The sequence below is a fragment of the Pantoea sp. SO10 genome (assembly GCF_005281435.1).
Taxonomy (GTDB): Bacteria; Pseudomonadota; Gammaproteobacteria; order Enterobacterales; family Enterobacteriaceae; genus Pantoea; species Pantoea leporis.
In genome coordinates this window covers 2,208,676-2,227,893 of record NZ_CP040095.1, presented here as the reverse complement: position 1 = coordinate 2,227,893, position 19,218 = coordinate 2,208,676, and the positions used below count along the sequence as shown (strand labels likewise).

Genomic DNA, 19,218 nt, shown 5'->3' with positions numbered 1-19,218 from the left:
ATTTCCCGGCTTTTTTTATCTGCTATAAAGACCGCTTACGACTTTGGCAACAGATGACCCATTTTTTCGGCTTTCGTATCGAGATAGTGCGCGTTTTTCGGGTTACGCCCGACAACCAACGGCACGCGTTCGACGATATTGATACCGGCTTCACTCAGGATTTCAACTTTACGCGGATTGTTTGTCAGCAAGCGCACTTCATTGACGCCCAACAGTTTGAACATATCTGCACATAGCGTGAAGTCACGCTCATCAGCGGCGAAACCGAGCTGATGGTTGGCTTCGACCGTGTCGTAGCCTTTATCCTGCAATGCATAAGCACGAATTTTATTCAGCAAACCGATGTTACGACCTTCCTGACGGTGATACATCAGAATGCCACGACCTTCTTCCGCAATCGCCGTTAACGCCGCTTCCAGCTGGAAGCCGCAGTCACAGCGCAAGCTGAACAGGGCATCGCCGGTGAGACATTCGGAATGGACGCGCGCCAGCACCGGATTGTGATCGCTAATATCACCATAAACCAGTGCGACATGGTCGTGGCCGGTTGCCAGTTCTTCAAAACCAACCATCAGGAAATCTCCCCATGGCGTGGGCAGTTTGGCTTCTGCTACCCGTTTAAGCTGCATGTGACTCTCCAGAACCTTCAGAGGATGCGCTATCATCATGATAACGCACGGGCCATGTGGCCCGATGAAACTTACGCTATTGTGCCACAACCCGAACGGCTGCCGTTAATCGGTCAGAGTGATTGTAGTGATAAAGCACAATTATCCAAGCCGCAATAGGTATGTTATTCTTTTTTCAGCTAAAGTTATGCTTAACGCACCTGTTAATCCGGATCTAAAAGGAAGCGAATGTTAAAAATCATTCAGCGCACCACCTTAGGGGCGTTTTTATTGTTGTTGATGCCGTTGGGCGTATGGATATCTAACTGGCAATGGCAACCCGGGGAAAGCGGCAATCTACTTCGCGCGCTGTTTTGGATGACGGAAACCGTCACCAGTCCGTGGGGCGTCCTCACCAGTATCATCCTCAGCGCCTGGGTGTTGTGGTGTTTACGCTTTCGGCTCAAACCCGCGATTCTGCTCATTCTTATCATGAATGGTGCGATTCTTGCTGGTCAGTACACCAAATCCTCAATCAAAGAGCATGTGCAGGAACCGCGCCCCTACGTCATCTGGCTGGAAAAAAGTCATGGCATTAACGGTGATGAGTTTTATCAGCTTCATCGCCAGCAGCGCGGCGAAATGGTCTCAACTTTGCTGGCCAATGACACTCAGCTGCCGCAATGGCTGAAGAATCATTGGGCATTTGAAACCGGTTATGCGTTTCCTTCCGGGCATACCATGTTTGCCGCCAGCTGGGCGCTTTTAGCCATCGGCCTGTTATGGCCGCGCCGTCATTTTGCTACCGTTGCCGTATTATTCGTTTGGGCGACCGCGGTGATGGGCAGCCGTTTAGTGCTGGGTATGCACTGGCCGCGTGATTTAGTGATGGCAACGCTGATATCCTGGTTATTGGTGACCGTTGCTACGCTGCTGGCCCAGCGTTTCTGCGGCCCGCTCACCATCCCACCAGAGGAACATCGTGAGATCGCGCAACGTGATGATGGATTGTAATCAGCCTATTCATCCCCATATGATTGATTGTGCTTGCAGAAAAAAGCGCTAACTGATGTGGGGATAAGCAGCATCGACGGCGGTTTTTTGGCATACTTCTATTGGATAACCTCTCGACAGGACGCATTGTGAAATATTTGCTTATTTTTCTCGTGGTATTGGTCATTTTCATCATCTCCGTCACGCTCGGAGCGCATAACGACCAAATCATCACCTTTAACTATCTGCTAGCGCAGGGCGAATTCCGCATTTCAACACTGCTCGCCAGCTTGTTTGGCGCTGGATTCCTGCTGGGATGGGCGATTTGCGGCCTGTTCTGGTTACGCTTACGTGTTTCTCTGGCAAATGCACAGCGTAAGCTTAAACGTATGCAGGCACAGAATGAACAATCTACTGCAGTGACCCCATCACCAACTGCCAGTCGTCGGGATTAATTTTCGATGCTTGAATTGCTGTTTCTGCTTCTTCCTGTTGCTGCGGCGTATGGCTGGTATATGGGCCGCCGCAGTGCTCATCAGGATAAGCAACAGGAAGCGAACCGCCTATCGCGCGATTATGTGACCGGCGTAAACTTCCTGCTCTCCAATCAACAGGACAAAGCGGTTGATCTCTTTCTCGACATGTTGAAAGAGGACAGCGGCACGGTTGAGGCGCATCTGACGCTTGGCAATCTGTTCCGTTCGCGTGGTGAAGTTGATCGCGCCATTCGCATTCACCAATCCCTAATGGAAAGTGCGTCGCTCAGCTATGAGCAGCGCTTGCTGGCGATTCAGCAACTCGGCCGCGATTACATGGCAGCCGGTTTGTACGATCGTGCCGAAGATATGTTTGGGCAACTGGTGGAAGAGACCGATTTCCGTATTGGCGCGTTGCAGCAATTGTTGTTGATTCATCAGGCAACCAGCGACTGGCAAAAAGCCATCGACGTGGCGGAAAAGCTGGTTAAGCTCGGCAAAGACAAGCAAAAAGGCGAAATTGCCCATTTCTACTGTGAGCTGGCGTTGCAGGCATTAAGCAGTGACGACCTTGATCGGGCGATGAGCTTGCTGAAGAAGGGCGAGTCAGCCGATCATCAAAGTGCGCGCGTCTCAATCATGATGGGCCGCATTTTGATGGAGCAGGGCGAGTACGCTAAAGCCGCCAGCCGACTGCAGCGCGTGCTGGAGCAGGACAAAGAGCTGGTGAGTGAAACGTTACCCATGCTGGAAACCTGCTACCAGCGCCTGAACCAACCCGAAAACTGGGCGCAATTTTTACAGCGTTGTGTCGACGAGAATACCGGCGCCGCAGCAGAGCTTTATCTCTCTGATATTCTTGAGCAACAGCAGGGACCGGAAGCGGCACAGCTGTATATCAATCGTCAGCTTCAGCGTCATCCGACGATGCGTGTGTTTCATCGTTTGATGGATTTCCACTTACACGAAGCGGAAGACGGACGTGCGAAAGAGAGCTTGATGGTGCTGCGCGATATGGTCGGCGAGCAGATCCGTACTAAGCCGCGATATCGCTGCCAGAAATGTGGCTTCACTGCCCATGCTCTGTACTGGCATTGCCCATCTTGTCGCGCCTGGTCTTCAGTTAAACCCATCCGTGGACTCGACGGCCAATAAATGGCCGCATCACGCGCCTGGGTACATCTATTTAGTTACAACATACTTGTGAGTTTAATTAAGAAACTGCCCTGGCATCGTGCAGCTAGCAGTCAAACAGGCAAGTTCTGGCGGTAGCGTGATTGTCGGCACCGGCCTGCGCAGGTAGAATGCTTGCCGTTTGTCCATCGCGCCTGCGGGTGCCAGTTACTGAGGAAACGTTATGCCTGTAACCACTTCACCTATTCTGGTGGCACTCGACTATCATGATCTCAATAGCGCGCTGCAGTTTGTAGACCGCATCGATCCAGGCCAGTGTCGCCTGAAAGTGGGCAAAGAGATGTTCACACTGTTTGGTCCATCGCTGGTGAAAACGCTGCAGGAACGGGGTTTTGAAGTGTTCCTCGATCTCAAGTTTCATGACATCCCAAACACCACCGCACATGCAGTCGCGGCAGCGGCGGATCTTGGCGTGTGGATGGTGAACGTGCATGCCAGCGGAGGCGCTCGCATGATGAACGCGGCTCGTGAAGCGCTGGTGCCATTCGGCAACGATGCGCCGCTGCTGATTGCCGTCACCGTATTGACCAGCATGGATGAAGACGACCTCAAAGGTTTGGGCATTACCTTATCTCCAGCCGCGCAGGCTGAGCGGCTGGCACGTTTGACCCGCGATTGCGGCCTGCACGGCGTGGTTTGTTCGGCGCAGGAAGCCGCGCATTTTAAGCAGGTGATTGGTCAGGATTTCGCGCTGGTTACGCCAGGCATTCGTCCGGCTGGCAGCGATGCGGGCGATCAGCGCCGTATCATGACGCCGCAGCAGGCAAAACTCGCGGGCGTGGATTATATGGTCATCGGGCGTCCGATCACCCAATCCGCCGATCCGGCCGCCACGCTGCAGCAAATCCTGCAAAGTTTACAGGAGGCTTAATGGCTCAGGACAATCGATTGGTGTATTCGACCGATAGCGGTCGTATCACCCATGAAGAAGAGAAAGCGCCACGACCTAAAGGCGATGGCATCGTGCGTATTCAGCGTCAAACCAGTGGACGAAAAGGTAAGGGCGTGTGTCTGATTACCGGTGTCGATCTGGATGATAGCGCTCTCGAAAAACTGGCTGCTGAACTGAAGAAAAAGTGTGGTTGCGGTGGAGCAGTGAAAGAGGGCGTGATTGAGATTCAGGGCGATAAACGCGATTTGATAAAAACGCTGCTGGAAGCCAAAGGCATGAAAGTCAAGCTGGCGGGTGGTTAAGCAGTTCGGGCCACTTTTTAGGTGGCCCGTTGTTAAGTAGATGCGCTGCGTAGCCTGATAATTATAATTTATTTGCTGATCTGGTGGCCGATGATGCCGCCGACAGCTGCGCCACCAACGGTACCAAGTCCGCTACCGTTGGTCAGCACTGAACCACCAATGGCACCCGCACCCGCACCGATTGCGGTATTACGGTCGCGTTTAGACCAGTTAGAGCAGCCGCTCAGCGCGACAACTAGTGTTGTTGCCAATACGGCAGCAGTAAGACGTTTCATTGTTGTAGTCATTAACTTCTCCTTGATTGTTAACACCGTGGTAACCATATAAGTATAGATGTTACACCGCACTCGGCAGGGTAAAACGGTCCTAAAATGCGAGTTTGCAAGCCACTTCTTGTTTAATCATCAAAACCAACCCGCGCCACACATTTAACCCATTAGCCACTTTCCGCAGCTTTTACAGCCGTTCCATCCATAACGCTTTTTCTCCCTGCTCCGCACAATTCAGCTATCACAGTTCGCAGGAGAAAAAAGATGCTGGAAGCGTTAAAGCAACAGGTGCTGGAAGCCAATCTCGATTTACCCCGTTACAACCTGGTCACCTTTACCTGGGGCAACGTCAGTGCGGTGGACCGCGATCGGGGTTTAGTGGTGATCAAGCCGTCGGGTGTGAAGTACGAGCAGATGCAGCGCGACGATATGGTGGTCGTCGATCTCGCCAGCGGCGAGGTGATAGAAGGGATAATGCGCCCATCTTCGGATACCGCCACCCACCGCGCGCTCTATCTCGCTTGGCCAGAGATCGGCGGCATCGTGCATACGCACTCGCGCCATGCCACCATTTGGGCTCAGGCTGGACGTGAAATCATCGCGTTAGGCACCACGCACGCCGATGATTTTTACGGCACCATTCCCTGCACGCGGCAGATGAACCGCGAAGAGATTGAGCAGGAATACGAGTGGAATACCGGCCAGGTGATCATTGAAACTTTTGCGCAGCGCGGAATTGAACCAACGGCAATCCCCGCCGTGCTGGTGAACTCCCACGGCCCGTTTGCCTGGGGTAAAGATGCGCATGCTGCAGTACACAGTGCGGTGGTATTAGAAGAGGTGGCCTATATGGCATTGCACACCGAGCAGCTGCGCACTGAGTTACCGCCGATATCGCAAACACTGCTTGATCTGCACTATCTGCGTAAGCACGGTAAAAATGCGTGGTATGGGCAGAATTAAAGTCAATTCTGAAACATATACGCCTGCTGGCGTAATGCCAGTTAATTAAGCTAGTGGTGAGCGCGCAGGCCGGGGGCACTTTTGGTCCGGCGGTCCTCGCGCCGCTTACGCGGTACCTTCACTTCGTTCGTCTGCCTGACGGACCGGCGGAGACGGGACGTCCTTGTCCCGGCTCCGCCTTTCGCCCGCGTCCTGCGGGCTCTTCTGGCCTCCTCGCTTCGTTCAGCGCTGCGGATTGCCGGCACAAAAGCGCCCCCGGCCTGCTCATAAGCTTCAGTGCGAGTTGCTGAAAAGGGCAGATGTGTCAGCGCCCGCACAGATAATCCATCCTTACAGAAAAAACGCCTCCGGGTGCCTCTCATTTAACTTCAGATCATCTGGTATGGCGATGCGTATCATAAATGCAAAATGATCAATCAATAAAAATAAAACAGCGTTTCATAAATGCATTTGCGATCACTTTTTTCCTTTCTGCCAATCGTTATCTTGCTCGCCATGCCATCTGGCAATTCATAAAAACACCTCCCTCTGGCTCAGTTAAGGTGACACCTTTATGCATATCAAACGTGCAATCGATAAAATTCCTGGCGGCATGATGCTGATTCCGCTGTTTTTGGGCGCGCTGTGCCATACGTTCTCTCCGGGCGCAGGTAAATACTTTGGTTCGTTCACCAATGGGTTGATGACCGGCACCGTCCCGATTCTTGCGGTGTGGTTCTTCTGCATGGGCGCATCCATCAAACTCAGCGCCACCGGCACAGTACTGCGTAAATCGGGCACGCTCGTGCTCACCAAGATTGCGGTGGCGTGGGTGGTCGCGGCGATTGCTTCACGTGTGATGCCGGAAAATGGCGTGGAAGCGGGCATGTTTGCCGGTCTCTCGACGCTGGCGTTAGTGGCGGCGATGGATATGACCAACGGCGGCTTATACGCTTCCATCATGCAGCAATACGGTTCGAAAGAAGAGGCCGGTGCGTTTGTCCTGATGTCGCTGGAGTCCGGGCCGCTGATGACGATGGTGATTCTCGGCACCGCAGGCATTGCGTCGTTTGAGCCACATGTCTTCGTTGGCGCGGTACTGCCGTTTATCGTCGGGTTCACGTTGGGTAATCTCGATCCCGAACTGCGCGAGTTCTTTGGCAAAGCGGTGCACACGCTGATTCCGTTCTTTGCCTACGCGTTGGGCAACACCATTGATTTAACCGTTATCGCGCAAACCGGTCTGCTGGGCATTATGCTGGGCGTCGCAGTGATCATTGTCACCGGCATTCCGCTGATTATTGCCGATCGCCTGATTGGCGGTGGCGATGGTACGGCGGGAATTGCGGCATCGAGTACCGCCGGGGCTGCGGTGGCCACGCCAGTGTTGATCGCCGAGATGCTGCCACAGTTTAAACCGGTCGCACCCGCCGCAACGGCGTTAGTCGCCACGTCGGTCATTGTCACCTCCGTCATTGTCCCCATCATCACCGCGGTTTATTCACGACGCGTTAAGCGTTCTCATGTTGCTGTGGGGCAACGCGCTGCCATCAAGTAAGCCCGCTAATGCTTCCCCGGCCGCTGGTCGGGGATATCTCTGGATTTTGCTTTATAAATCAATCTCTCATTTGGTCTGGCCTCACTCTGGATTACGCTGATGTGGCGTTTAACGCACTACATAAACATAAACAGAGGATGAGACAATGACAGTAATTAACCAACCAACATGCAGACTGTTCACCGAAGTTGGACAAACCACACAGCTCGCGGCCTACTATGAAGAGGGTCGCCGCACCATGTGGATGATGCTGCGTGCGCAACCCCGTCCGAGTTTTAACCACGAATTAATTGAGGAGATCATGAACCTGAGCTATTCCGCTCAACGTTCCGGTCTGCCGATTGATTTCTGGGTGACGGGTTCGTTAGTGCCACAGATGTTTAACGCCGGAGGCGATTTGCGTTTCTTTGTGGAATGCATTCGCAACAACCGTCGTGAAGCACTGCGCGCTTATGCGCGTGCCTGTGTCGACTGCATTCACTCCGCAGCGCGGGGTTTCGATACCGGTGCGGTCACGCTGGCGATGATTGAGGGCAGTGCGCTCGGCGGCGGCTTTGAAGCGGCGCTGGCACATCACTTCATTCTGGCGCAGAACAGCGCGCGCATGGGTTTCCCGGAGATCGCATTCAACCTGTTCCCCGGTATGGGCGGCTACTCGTTAGTGTCGCGTCGGTCTGGCATGAAGCTGGCCGAAGAGCTGATTATGGAAGGTGAGTCACACAGCGCGGAATGGTATGAAACGCGTGGTCTGGTCGACAAGGTGTTCCAGCCGGGCGATGGTTATCGCACCACACGCACCTTCATCGATACGTTACGTCCAAAACTGAACGGCGTGCGGGCAATGCTGAAAGCGCGTCAACGCGTATTGCAGTTATCACGCGCTGAGCTGATGGATATCACGGAGGACTGGGTCGATTATGCCTTCACACTGGAACCTAAAGACATTGCTTACATGGAACGACTGGTACAACTGCAGAACCGTCATAGCGCATCCTTGCGCAAAGCCGGCTAATCTCGCAGACCAGCGTTAAACGCGGGCAGGATGCTTAGCCAGCCAATGCCCGAGCTGTTCTGCGGGCATTGGTTTTGCATAATAATAACCTTGACGCCCATCAACACCGTTGGCCATAACAAACTTCTCTTCGGCTTTGGTTTCAATGCCCTCGGCAATCACCTGCAGCTTCAGGGCTTTGGCCACCGCGACAATCGCACGCACCAGCGACTGCGCCACGGGTTGTCTGTTGATATTACGTACAAAGCTCTGATCCAGCTTAATGGCATCAATCGGGACGCGCGCCAGTTGAGAAAGTGAGGAGTAACCGGTACCAAAGTCATCGAGATGCACTTGCGCACCCAGCTCCTGGAACTGTTTCATCAGCATCAGCGCACCGGCTTCATTCTCAATCAGACAGCTTTCCGTCAGTTCGATATCAATCGGACAATCGGTCAAACCGGCTTCATTCAATGCCTGTTTCAGATCGGTGTAAATGCTCTGGTCGATCAGCTGCTTAGCCGAGACGTTAACCGCGACGCGCAGAAAGATGCCTTCGCTGCGCCACTTAATGATCTGCTGCAGCACGTTGAGCATCACCCAGCGGCCCAGGGGCACAATCAAACCGGACTCTTCGGCGTAGGAGATAAAATCGCCCGGCGGCACCAGACCACGCTCTGGAGAATTCCAGCGCACCAGCGCCTCGGCGCTCAGCACTTCGCCTTCGGCATTGAGTTTTGGCTGGTAATGCACCACCAGATGATCCAGCTCGAGCGCTTTGCGCAGGTTGGTATCGAGCCACAGATACTCAAACACGCGCTGATTCATCTCATTAGCGAACACGCAAAACTTGCCGCGGCCGTTTTCTTTGGCGTGATACATCGCGGTATCGGCGTTACGAATCAGGCTTTCACGATCTTCACCATGCAGCGGGGCGAGGGCGATACCCAGCGAGCAGCCGCTGTAAACCTCAATCAGGCCAATGCGGAATGGCTGACGCAGCCGCTCAAGAATACGCGACGCCATCGCTTCCAGCGCTGCCTGGCTGGTGTGTTCCGCCAGCACCACGAACTCATCGCCGCCAAGGCGCGCCAGCGTCTGGTCTTTGCCAAGACAGCTGAGGATGGCCAGCGACACGGCTTGCAGCAGCTGATCGCCAAACATATGGCCGTAAGCGTCGTTTACCTTCTTAAAATTGTCTAAATCGAGGTACACCACACCGGTTTGACTGCCATTCGCCAGCTCCAGTGCCAGACTAATCTGCTGATGGATCGCGTTGCGATTGGGCAAGCCGGTGACGGTATCGGTATTGGCCAGCACGCGCAGACGTTCCTGAGCGCGGCGCTCTTCGGTTATGTCGGTTCCGGAACAGATGAGGAAAATTTCATTTTTTCCGCTACCGCTGTGAACGAACTTATTACGAAACAGAAACAGTCGCTGACCTTTACGGGTTTTTATCCAGCGTTCAACTTCGTAAGAACTGCCTTCACGAAAGAAACCGGCGATATTACGGCGCGATGCCTGCGCTTCCTGCTTGGTCATAAACAGCTGGAATACGTTGCGGCCAATCACTTCCTGCTCTTTCAGCCCGGTGTACTCTTCACTCAAACGGTTGAAACGCTGGATATTGCCGCGTTGATCGAGGATCACGATGACGGAATTCGCCTCAGAAACCACTTGCTCGGCGAAGGATAAACCCAGCGTCAAATCACGCGCGACAGACGACGTATCGCCCCAGGCTGACGAGGTGCCTGCCCAGGTAGATTGATTGACTTTACGGCCGACAAAATGCATCGGAACAGGTTCGCCATGCAGCGACAGCGTGAGGTTAATACTTGAGGTAATGACCGTCATCGCACGTAATAAACTGGCTTGTGCTGGAGTCAGCGGCACCGCCATATTGGTGTTTGCGTTCTCATCTTCGGCAAAATGCAGAGCATCACTATCTGAAGTTAAACGCCAATGAGGGCTGGTGGTGCCAAACAAGGTATATAGCAATGTTTGCCCTTGTTCATCGGTCATGGAAACTTCCTCCGGGGGAATGCTCAGCGGGCGGTATCTCATTATTTTAGCAACAGTATTCAACCTCCTGCGTCAGCACAAGATGCAATCCAAATATATTTTTGTTTTTATTAAAGAATGGCACGAAAAAGCCCCGACAAGCGGGGCTAATCTCTGTTAGCAAGGGCACTTTCCGAGTTTTCCGGCCTGGCTGGGAAAGCGGGCATCGAGGCAGTGACGGTGAAAAGCACGCTCATCCATGGGGGCGATCGTTGGATGATGTTCGCGCATATGCTTCAGATAAGTTTGATAGTCATGAACGCCGACCATTAAACGAAAACTTTGCTGCAATCCCCGCCAGATGCGCTGCCAGCGCGTAAGATTTTGCCCAGCAGTGGCGGGGGCGATTGGTAAGCACTGCTGAATGTGCCACGGCCCGTTGGGTTTTCTCCAGTGATATATGGACTCAGACATTTCGCACCTCTTTGCGCAGTGAGATCTCAGATTCATGGGTGGTTGGCACCGTGCTGTTAAGAGCCCGACGAATCACGAAGAAGGCCGCCACCAGCATAGTCACCGCCACCAGCATGAAGAAGGCGCATAGGGCCGCGTTAATTTGATTGCTGAAGACGATGGTTTGCATGTCAGCCACACTCTTCGCCGGGGCGATGACGATGCCGTCATCAATACCTTTGCGGAACTTGTTGGCCTGCGCCAGGAAACCAATCGAAGGTTTTTCGTGGAAAATCTTCTGCCAGCCCGCGGTCATCGAGGTAATGAACAGCCAGGCTGTCGGAACAATCGTCACCCACGCATAACGCTGCTTCTTCATTTTGAACAGCACCACGGTGCCGAGAATCAGCGCCATTGACGCCAGCATCTGGTTGCCGATACCAAACAGCGGCCACAGCGTATTGATGCCGCCGAGCGGATCGACCACGCCCTGGTAAACGAAGAAGCCCCAGCCCGCCACCGCGACGGTGGTACCCGCCATGTTGCCCAACCATGAACGGTTATTCGCCATTGACGGTACCACGGTGCCCACCAGATCCTGCACCATAAAGCGACAGGCGCGGGTGCCGGCATCCACAGCGGTCAGGATAAACAGCGCTTCAAACAAGATGGCGAAGTGATACCAGAACGCCATCATGGCGCGGCTGTTAAACACTTCGGTAATGATATGCGCCATGCCGACCGCAAAGGTTGGTGCACCACCGGCACGCGAAAGAATGGTGCTTTCGCCGACGTCGCGCGCAATGCCGCTCAGCATCTCTGGCGTCACCACGAAGCCCCAGCCGTTAATCACTTGCGACGCATTTTCCACCGTGGTGCCAATCAGCGCGGCAGGGGAGTTCATGGCAAAGTAGACGCCCGGATCAAGCACCGAGGCGCAAATCAGCGCCATGATCGCCACAAAGGATTCCATCAGCATCGCGCCGTAGCCGATAAAGCGGATATGACTTTCGCGCTCCACCAATTTCGGCGTGGTGCCGCTCGAAACCAGCGCATGGAAACCTGAAATGGCGCCACAGGCGATGGTGATAAACAGGAACGGGAACAGCGCACCGGAGAAGACCGGCCCGGTACCATCAATAAATTTGGTCACTGCGGGCATCTTCATCTCGGGCATGGCAAACACGATGCCGATGGCCAAACCGATGATCACGCCAATTTTCAGGAAGGTTGAGAGATAATCGCGTGGTGCCAGCAGCAGCCACACCGGCAGCGAAGAGGCGACAAAACCGTAGATCACCAGCACCCACGTCAGCTCCGTGCCTTTCAGCGTGAACAGCGGGCCCCAATAGGGATCGGCCGCCACATTGCCGCCGTAAATAATCGCCGCCATCATCAGCACGAAGCCAATGATCGACACTTCCGCGATTTTTCCCGGACGCAGGAAGCGCATATACACGCCCATAAACAGCGCAATCGGAATGGTTGCGGCAATGGTGAACAAACCCCATGGACTGTTGGCCAGCGCCTTCACCACCACCAGCGCCAACGCGGAAAGGATGATGATCATCACACCCAGCGCGCCGAGCATGGTGACCACGCCAGCGAATGAGCCGAGCTCCTGACGCGCCATCTCACCCAATGAGCGGCCATCACGACGCGTTGAGATAAACAGGATCAGGAAATCCTGCACCGCACCAGCAAACATCACGCCAACCAAAATCCAGATGGTGCCGGGCAGGAAGCCCATCTGTGCCGCAAGGATCGGACCGACCAGCGGGCCCGCACCGGCAATCGCCGCAAAATGGTGGCCGAACAGCACCCATTTATTGGTCGGTACATAATCGAGGCCGTCACTTAAGCGCTCCGCTGGCGTGCGACGGCGATCGTCCAGTTCGAAAATACGCTTGGCGATAAACAGGCTGTAAAAGCGATAGGCAATGCTGTAGCAGGCGACGGAGGCAACCACCAGCCACACCGCGTTGACGTGTTCGCCACGGCTGAGGGCCAGCATGGCAAATGCGCCCGCGCCAATTAACGCCACCGCTAACCAGATGAGACTGGTTTTGACGTTGTTCATGAGTTAACTCCTTGTAGGGACCGGGAAAAGAGGCGATCGAATACAACAAGTTAAAAGTAATGTAATGAATTGTTAACGACAGACAAAGGCATTAGAAATGTGAAGCGGAAAGCAAATTTAACATTTGCTAAAGCGAGCGGAGAGAAATGCGGGATAACGGCTGTTATCCCGCGAGTTTTCATGCTCAGGCGGCAGGACGCGCGACCACGCTGCGGGTTTCCATACGCACTTCGGCGATGGTCACGTCGATGATGTCAGTGACACGGTAAGCGACTTCACCTTTTATCTGCACGGTGCCGCTTTCCTGCGAGCACACCAGCTCATCACGCATCGCGTGGATGAACGGCGCAGGAATGAAGGCTACCGCGCCATTCTCCAGCAGACGAACGCGCATGCCGCCGCGAGACACGTCGATGATCTCGGCGCTGAACTTGCGATCGGTAGCGGCAAACGGTGCAAGGAAGCGGGCATACAACCAGTCCCCAACATCGCGCTCGGCCATGCGGTTCAGGCGACGACGTTCGCTCATGATGGTGGTCAGCTCATCCTGCGGACGGCCAGTGCTTTCACCGCGCACGATCGCCTTCAGCAAGCGATGGTTGATCATGTCGCCGAACTTACGAATCGGCGAAGTCCAGGTCGCGTAGGCTTCGAGGCCAAGACCAAAGTGCGGGCCCGGCTCGGTGCCGACTTCTGCAAACGACTGGAAGCGACGAATGCGGCTATCCAGATACTGGGTTGGCTGCGCATCGAGTTGACGACGCAGCTGGCGGAAGCCTTCCAGCGTGGTAATCGCCTGCGGATCCACGGTGATGCCATGACCCGCCAGCACGCCAGCGGCTTGCTCAGCATTGGCCAGATCGAAACCGGTGTGCAGGTTATAGATACCGAAGCCCAGTTTCTCCTGTAGCACTTTCGCGGCACAGACGTTAGCCAGAATCATTGACTCTTCAACGATGCGGTTCGCGATGCGACGTGGCTCGGAGATGATATCCAGTACTTCGCCTTTTTCGCCCAACACAAAGCGGTAGTCCGGACGATCTTTAAACACCAGCGCGTGGGTTTGACGCCATTCGCTGCGCGCCAGGCAAACCTGATGCAGCAGGCGAATCTGCTGAGCAATGGCGTCGTTTTCAGGCTGCCAGCTGCCGCTGTTTTCCAGCCAATCAGAAACTTCGTCATAAACCAGCTTGGCTTTCGACTCGATCCACGCAGCAAAGAAATGCACGTCATCAGCCAGGCTGCCATCTTTCAGCACGGTAACGCGACAAGCCAGCGCGGGACGACGCTCGTTCGGACGCAGGGAACAGACGTCGTCAGAGAGTTCGCGCGGCAGCATCGGAATGTTGAAGCCCGGCAGATAGTTGGTGAACGCGCGTTTCGACGCCAGCTTATCCAGCTCGCTGCCTTCTGCCACGTAAGCGGTTGGATCGGCGATAGCGATGGTCAGGATCAGATTGCCGTCGGCAGCCTCTTCCACGTACAGCGCATCATCCATATCCTGGGTGCTGGCGCTGTCGATGGTGACGAAGTTCAGTGCGGTCAAATCTTCACGCTGCAGATTTTCGTCGAGCATCTCACCAAAACCGACGTCCGGAGCCTGACGTTCGAGGTTATGGCGCGACAACGTTACCCACCACGGCGCGAGGTGATCGTCCGCAGTGACAATGAATTCGGTCAGTTCAGCATAGAAACCGCGATCGCCTTTCAGCGGGTGACGACGCATCTCTGCTACCGCCCAATCGCCGTTCTGGAAATCGTGAGTCACGCCACGTTCGGCGCGGCACTGAATCGCCTCTTTCAGCAGCGGATGATCCGGCACAATTGACAGGCGATCGTCTTTCTTCTGCACGCGGCCGACAAAGCGGGTCAGGAACGGCTCAACCAGGGTTTCCGGCTCGGCACTCTCGCGGTCTTTATCGGTGTGGATCACGGCCGAAATACGGTCGCCGTGCATCACTTTCTTCATCTGCGGTGGCGGAATGAAGTAGCTTTTCTGGGCATCAACTTCGAGGAAGCCAAAGCCTTTTTCCGTACCTTTAACAACACCTTCGACGCGCGGAGTCTGCGCGTGAAGCTTCTCTTTAAGCTGCGCGAGCAGCGGATTATCCTGGAACATAATTTATATAGTTTCGTGGCCTAAGAGCGGCTGACAGTTTTACGCGAATCGGGTCCGCGCGGCAAGGCCAAAACAGGCTAAAAAGCCGCTTTGCGCGGCTTTTTACCTTCTGATAACGCTTTGGTCAGGCGATACGTTGTGACGGTGTGGCGGCGCTTAATGCCAGCTTCACCGGCACCGATTTTGAGGTCGGTGTGCCGCTGCCGTCGCCAAAACTCGAGAGCGGCACCAGCGGGTTGGTTTCCGGATAATACGCCGCGAGGTTACCGCGCGGAATGTTATACGGCACCAGCTTGAAACCGCTGACGCGACGGGTTAAACCGTCATTCCACAGCGTCTCGATATCCACCAACTGGCCTTCAGTGAAGCCCAGCGACGCCATATCATCCGGATGGATAAACACCACTTCGCGCTGACCGTACACGCCACGATAACGGTCATCGAGGCCGTAAATCGTGGTGTTGTACTGATCGTGTGAACGCAGCGTTTGCAGCGTGAAGGGCACCGCGACATCGCCCAACTGCGGGAACAGCGACGTAGGCAGGGCGGCGGCGCTGAACTCGGCGCGTTTGCTTGGCGTATTGAAGCGCAGCTCGGCAGCAGCGCTACCCAGGTAGAAACCGCCCGGAATGTCGCACTTGTTATTAAAATCAGCAAAGCCGGGAATCGTGGCGGCGATGTGATCGCGAATCAGATCGTAATTGCCTGCCATCGCCAGCCAGTCGATTTTATCGCTGCCTAATGTCGCATGGGCGATGCCAGCCACAATCGCGGTTTCAGAGCGCTGCGTCTCCGCCAATGGAATGCCGACGCCTTCTGAGGCGTGCACCATGCTGAACGAGTCTTCCACGGTAATGTACTGATTACCGCTTGCCTGACGATCGCGTTCGGTACGGCCCAGCGTTGGCAGAATCAGCCCTTCGTGGCCCGGCACCAAATGGCTGCGATTGAGTTTGGTGCTGATGTGCACGGTCAAACCGCAATGCTGCAACGCTTCTTCGGTGACCGGTGAATCCGGTGCGGCCGCCGCGAGGTTGCCGCCCAGCGCAATCAGCACTTTCACTTCGTCACGCAACATCGCGTTCAGCGCTTCAACGGTGTTGTGACCATGCTCGCGCGGGGGTTCGAAATCAAAGTGCGCGCCGAGTGCATCGAGGAACGGCTTGCCCGGCTTCTCATCGATGCCCATGGTGCGGTTGCCCTGCACATTACTGTGGCCGCGCACCGGACACAGGCCTGCGCCTTTCTTGCCCAACTGACCAAACAGCAGCTGCAGGTTGGTGATCTCGCGAACGGTATCCACCGAGTGTTTATGCTGAGTAATGCCCATCGCCCAGGTGACAATCACGCGTTCAGCACTTTGATAAATCGCCGCCGCTTCACGAATCTGCACTTCGCTGAGACCGGATTGGCGCACGATATCGTCCCAGCGGGTGTTATCAACGGCGGCAAGATACGCGTCAATGCCATGAGTGTTGGCATCGATAAACGCCTGATCGAAAATGCCTTCTTCACCGGCAGCTAAACGTGCACGCTGTAGCTCAAGCAGGGCTTTCACCATGCCGCGCACCGCTGCCATATCGCCGCCCAGATTAGGTTGGTAATAGGCGGAACTGATGGTGCCCGCCATCGACGTGACAATCTCCAGCGGCTTTTGCGGATCGGCAAAACGCTCGAGGCCGCGCTCGCGCAGGGTGTTAAAGGTGACGATTTTCGCGCCGTGATCGGCCGCGTGACGCAGGCTGTGCAGCATGCGCGGATGGTTGGTGCCCGGATTCTGACCCAACACGAAAATCGCGTCGGCATGATCAAAATCGTCCAGACGAATGGTGCCTTTACCCACGCCGATGCTGCGTTTCAGGCCGGTGCCGCTGGCTTCGTGGCACATGTTGGAGCAGTCGGGAAAGTTGTTGGTGCCCATCACACGGCCAAACAGCTGATAGAGCCAGGATGCTTCATTGCTGGCGCGGCCGGAGGTGTAAAGCTCCATTTGATTTGGATGATCCATCGCCTTCAAATGGCGAGCAATCAAGGCTAACGCATCGTCCCAGCTGATCGGTTCGTAGTGGTCGGTCGCGCTGTTGTAGCGCATCGGATGGGTCAAGCGTCCCTGATACTCAAGGAAGTAATCGCTCTGCTGGTAAAGGGTGCTGACGCTGTGCTGGGCAAAAAATTCCGGCGCAACCACACGACGCGTGGCTTCCCACGTCACCGCTTTTGCTCCGTTTTCACAGAAGCTGAAGGTGCTTTTGTTGTCATCGCCCCATGCGCAACCTGGGCAGTCGAAACCGCGCGCTTTATTCATGCGCATCAGGTTTCGCATGTTCTTCAGGGCAGCTTTACTATCAAGGACGAAACGGGTGGTGGCTTCCAATGAACCCCAGCCGCCCGCAGCAGCGCGATAGGGTTGAATCTTACGTTTAAATTTCATAGTTGCAGGCTTATTTGTTTATGAGTTGTTATCAGAATATGTCTTCTGTTAGCGGGAAGTGTGCGACTCTCCTTAAAAGTTGTCTAATTGATTGGTTTAATGGTGCGATAGGCGGCGTTTATCGTGAAACGCACGCAAAGCGTGACCTAAGTCAAACTTTCCCGGCCGTTAAGGGGCGGCAGTTACGTGCTGCTGAGATAACTGACTAATAATTGCTCTTTCCATTCTGAAAAGGGCACGCAGCATGAAGAATCTGGCAAGCCAAATTCACGCCTTCGGTAAAGCCTTAATGATGCCCATCTCGGTGATTGCTGCCGCAGGGATCTTTCTTGGCCTGGCCGCCGCAATGCAAAATCCGGCCATCACCGGCGATGCCTTCGCCAATCTGCAGGTGCCACAGCTGATTATCGGGTTTATCCGCAAGGTGGCGGGCGCGCTGTTCGCCAATTTGCCGCTGTTCTTTGCGGTGGCCAGCGCCATCGGGCTGGCGAAAGCGGAGAAACCGACCGCCGCCTTTGCCGCCGTAATTGGCTATATCGCCATGAATGTCGGTATCAGCTCCACGCTGGCGTCGAAAGGTTTGACGGCCGCTACCACCACGCCAGAAGCGCTGCAGAAAGCGGGTATGGATCAAACCGTAGCGATGATGACGTCGGCCGAATACATCGACATGCTCGGCATCTTTACTTACAACATGAGCGTGCTGGGCGGCGTGATTGCTGGATTGATTACCGTGCTGCTGCATAACCGTTTTTACACTCAGCAACTGCCGACGGCGATCAGCTTCTTTGGTGGACGCCGCTTTGTGCCGATCGTGACCGTGGTGGTGCTGCCGCTGGTGGGCGTGCTGCTGGCGTTAATTTGGCCGACCATCGGCGAAGGCATTGCGTGGGTGGGTTTGATGATTGGTAAAAGCGGGCAATACGGCGCCTTCCTGCTTGGCACCAGCGAACGCTTACTGATTCCCACCGGTTTGCACCATATCCTCAACGAAACCGTGCGCTTCACACCGATTGGCGGCATGGCAACGGTTGATGGACAAAGCATCGTCGGCGCGCTGAACATCTTCAACACCTCGCTAACGCATCCCGGCGCCATCCCGGACGATACGGTGCGCGGCGCGACGCAGTTCCTCGCGCAGGGCAAAATTCCGGTAATGATGTTTGGCTTACCGGCCGCCGCGCTGGCGATCTACCACACTGCGCGCCCCGAGCATAAGCAGCGCGTTAAAGCGCTGGTGCTGGCCGGTGCACTGACTTCCTTTACCACCGGCATCACCGAGCCGCTGGAGTTCTGTTTCATCTTCATGTCGCCGGTGCTCTATATCCTGCATGCGCTATTAACCGGCCTGTCATTTATGTTGATGTCGATGCTGCATTTGATGATTGGCAACGTGCAGGGCGGCGCCATCGATCTGGTGGTGTTCGGCATTCTCGGTGGCAGCAAAACGCACTGGTGGTGGACGATTGTGCTCGGCGTAATTTATGTGCCGATTTACTACTACGGCTTCCGTTTTGTCATCACGCGGATGCGGGTTGAAACGCCGGGACGGGAATCCGATGAGGAGCACAAACCCGAACAGGTGGCGGCGGATGAGCGCACCAAAGTGATCATCAGCGGGCTGGGCGGCGAAGCCAATATAGAGGACGTCGATTGCTGCTTCACCCGGCTGCGCGTGCGGGTCAAACAGATGAATGAGGTGGTCGATCAAACGTTACTGACCACCGGCGCGAACGGCATCAATCGCGTCAGCGAACACGATATCCAGGTGATTTACGGCCCGCAGGTCGAGAAGATCGCCAACGACGTAAAAAGTGCCTTGGGTGTGGCGTAACACAATGGCCGCTGCGCCTGGACGCAGCGCAGCGGCAACCGCCATGATACACTGCTGTTTTCCAGCCAATTCTGC

At 55.0% G+C, this 19,218-nt stretch carries 16 protein-coding genes; 9 read left to right on the top strand and 7 right to left on the bottom strand.

Annotation, left to right across the window (positions count from 1 at the left end):
* Positions 1-35 precede the first annotated feature (35 nt).
* Positions 36-629: a GTP cyclohydrolase II gene (ribA, locus tag FCN45_RS10365; RefSeq protein ID WP_097097212.1), complete on the bottom strand. Its 594-nt coding sequence runs from the start codon at positions 627-629 to the stop codon at positions 36-38.
* A gap of 228 nt (positions 630-857) precedes the next feature.
* Here ribA and pgpB point away from each other — a divergent pair, with 228 nt between their 5' ends.
* From pgpB to yciH, 5 genes are all read left to right on the top strand, one after another.
* Complete coding sequence (gene pgpB / locus FCN45_RS10360; protein WP_137385879.1) at positions 858-1,622, top strand: phosphatidylglycerophosphatase B; 765 nt, start codon at positions 858-860, stop codon at positions 1,620-1,622.
* A 128-nt stretch (positions 1,623-1,750) separates the two neighbouring features.
* On the top strand, positions 1,751-2,056 hold the full coding sequence (locus tag FCN45_RS10355; protein WP_137385878.1) for a LapA family protein: 306 nt from the start codon (positions 1,751-1,753) through the stop codon (positions 2,054-2,056).
* Between the two features lie 6 nt (positions 2,057-2,062).
* The gene (gene lapB, locus FCN45_RS10350) at positions 2,063-3,232 is read left to right on the top strand and encodes a lipopolysaccharide assembly protein LapB (RefSeq protein WP_110866246.1); all 1,170 of its coding nucleotides are present in this window, start codon (positions 2,063-2,065) and stop codon (positions 3,230-3,232) included.
* Positions 3,233-3,434: 202 nt separating this feature from the next.
* Positions 3,435-4,142, top strand: a complete 708-nt coding sequence (gene pyrF / locus FCN45_RS10345; protein WP_101764275.1) for an orotidine-5'-phosphate decarboxylase — start codon at positions 3,435-3,437, stop codon at positions 4,140-4,142.
* Positions 4,142-4,465, top strand: a complete 324-nt coding sequence (gene yciH / locus FCN45_RS10340; protein ID WP_110866244.1) for a stress response translation initiation inhibitor YciH — start codon at positions 4,142-4,144, stop codon at positions 4,463-4,465. The genes pyrF and yciH overlap by 1 nt, the downstream gene beginning before the upstream one ends.
* A gap of 68 nt (positions 4,466-4,533) precedes the next feature.
* On the opposite strand, the gene osmB is transcribed toward yciH, so the two are convergent.
* Positions 4,534-4,752 (bottom strand): osmotically-inducible lipoprotein OsmB, encoded by a 219-nt coding sequence (gene osmB / locus FCN45_RS10335; protein ID WP_008106509.1) that lies wholly within the window; start codon positions 4,750-4,752, stop codon positions 4,534-4,536.
* A gap of 246 nt (positions 4,753-4,998) precedes the next feature.
* On the opposite strand from osmB, the gene araD reads away from it, so the two are divergent.
* From araD to FCN45_RS10315, 3 genes are all read left to right on the top strand, one after another.
* Positions 4,999-5,697: an L-ribulose-5-phosphate 4-epimerase gene (araD, locus tag FCN45_RS10330; RefSeq protein ID WP_137385877.1), complete on the top strand. Its 699-nt coding sequence runs from the start codon at positions 4,999-5,001 to the stop codon at positions 5,695-5,697.
* A 553-nt stretch (positions 5,698-6,250) separates the two neighbouring features.
* Positions 6,251-7,234, top strand: coding sequence for a 2-keto-3-deoxygluconate transporter (gene kdgT, locus FCN45_RS10320; RefSeq protein ID WP_137385875.1), 984 nt, complete (start codon positions 6,251-6,253; stop codon positions 7,232-7,234).
* A 145-nt stretch (positions 7,235-7,379) separates the two neighbouring features.
* Positions 7,380-8,246, top strand: coding sequence for a crotonase/enoyl-CoA hydratase family protein (locus tag FCN45_RS10315; protein ID WP_137385874.1), 867 nt, complete (start codon positions 7,380-7,382; stop codon positions 8,244-8,246).
* Between the two features lie 15 nt (positions 8,247-8,261).
* Here FCN45_RS10315 and pdeR read toward each other — a convergent pair whose 3' ends face one another.
* The 5 genes from pdeR to FCN45_RS10290 all read right to left on the bottom strand — a co-directional run bounded on the left by pdeR (position 8,262) and on the right by FCN45_RS10290 (position 17,309).
* Positions 8,262-10,247, bottom strand: coding sequence for a cyclic di-GMP phosphodiesterase (gene pdeR, locus FCN45_RS10310; RefSeq protein ID WP_137385873.1), 1,986 nt, complete (start codon positions 10,245-10,247; stop codon positions 8,262-8,264).
* A 156-nt stretch (positions 10,248-10,403) separates the two neighbouring features.
* Positions 10,404-10,700, bottom strand: a complete 297-nt coding sequence (locus tag FCN45_RS10305) for a YbdD/YjiX family protein (protein WP_110866241.1) — start codon at positions 10,698-10,700, stop codon at positions 10,404-10,406.
* A complete protein-coding gene (locus tag FCN45_RS10300) occupies positions 10,693-12,759 on the bottom strand; it encodes a carbon starvation CstA family protein (protein WP_137385872.1) in 2,067 nt (688 codons plus the stop codon). The genes FCN45_RS10305 and FCN45_RS10300 overlap by 8 nt, the downstream gene beginning before the upstream one ends.
* A 184-nt stretch (positions 12,760-12,943) precedes the next feature.
* The gene (locus FCN45_RS10295) at positions 12,944-14,878 is read right to left on the bottom strand and encodes an exoribonuclease II (RefSeq protein WP_137385871.1); all 1,935 of its coding nucleotides are present in this window, start codon (positions 14,876-14,878) and stop codon (positions 12,944-12,946) included.
* 124 nt (positions 14,879-15,002) lie between these two features.
* Positions 15,003-17,309, bottom strand: coding sequence for an FdhF/YdeP family oxidoreductase (locus FCN45_RS10290; protein WP_137385870.1), 2,307 nt, complete (start codon positions 17,307-17,309; stop codon positions 15,003-15,005).
* Between the two features lie 244 nt (positions 17,310-17,553).
* Between FCN45_RS10290 and FCN45_RS10285 the strand changes: the two genes are divergently transcribed.
* Positions 17,554-19,143, top strand: coding sequence for a PTS transporter subunit EIIC (locus FCN45_RS10285; RefSeq protein WP_137385869.1), 1,590 nt, complete (start codon positions 17,554-17,556; stop codon positions 19,141-19,143).
* The last annotated feature ends 75 nt before the right edge of the window (positions 19,144-19,218 follow it).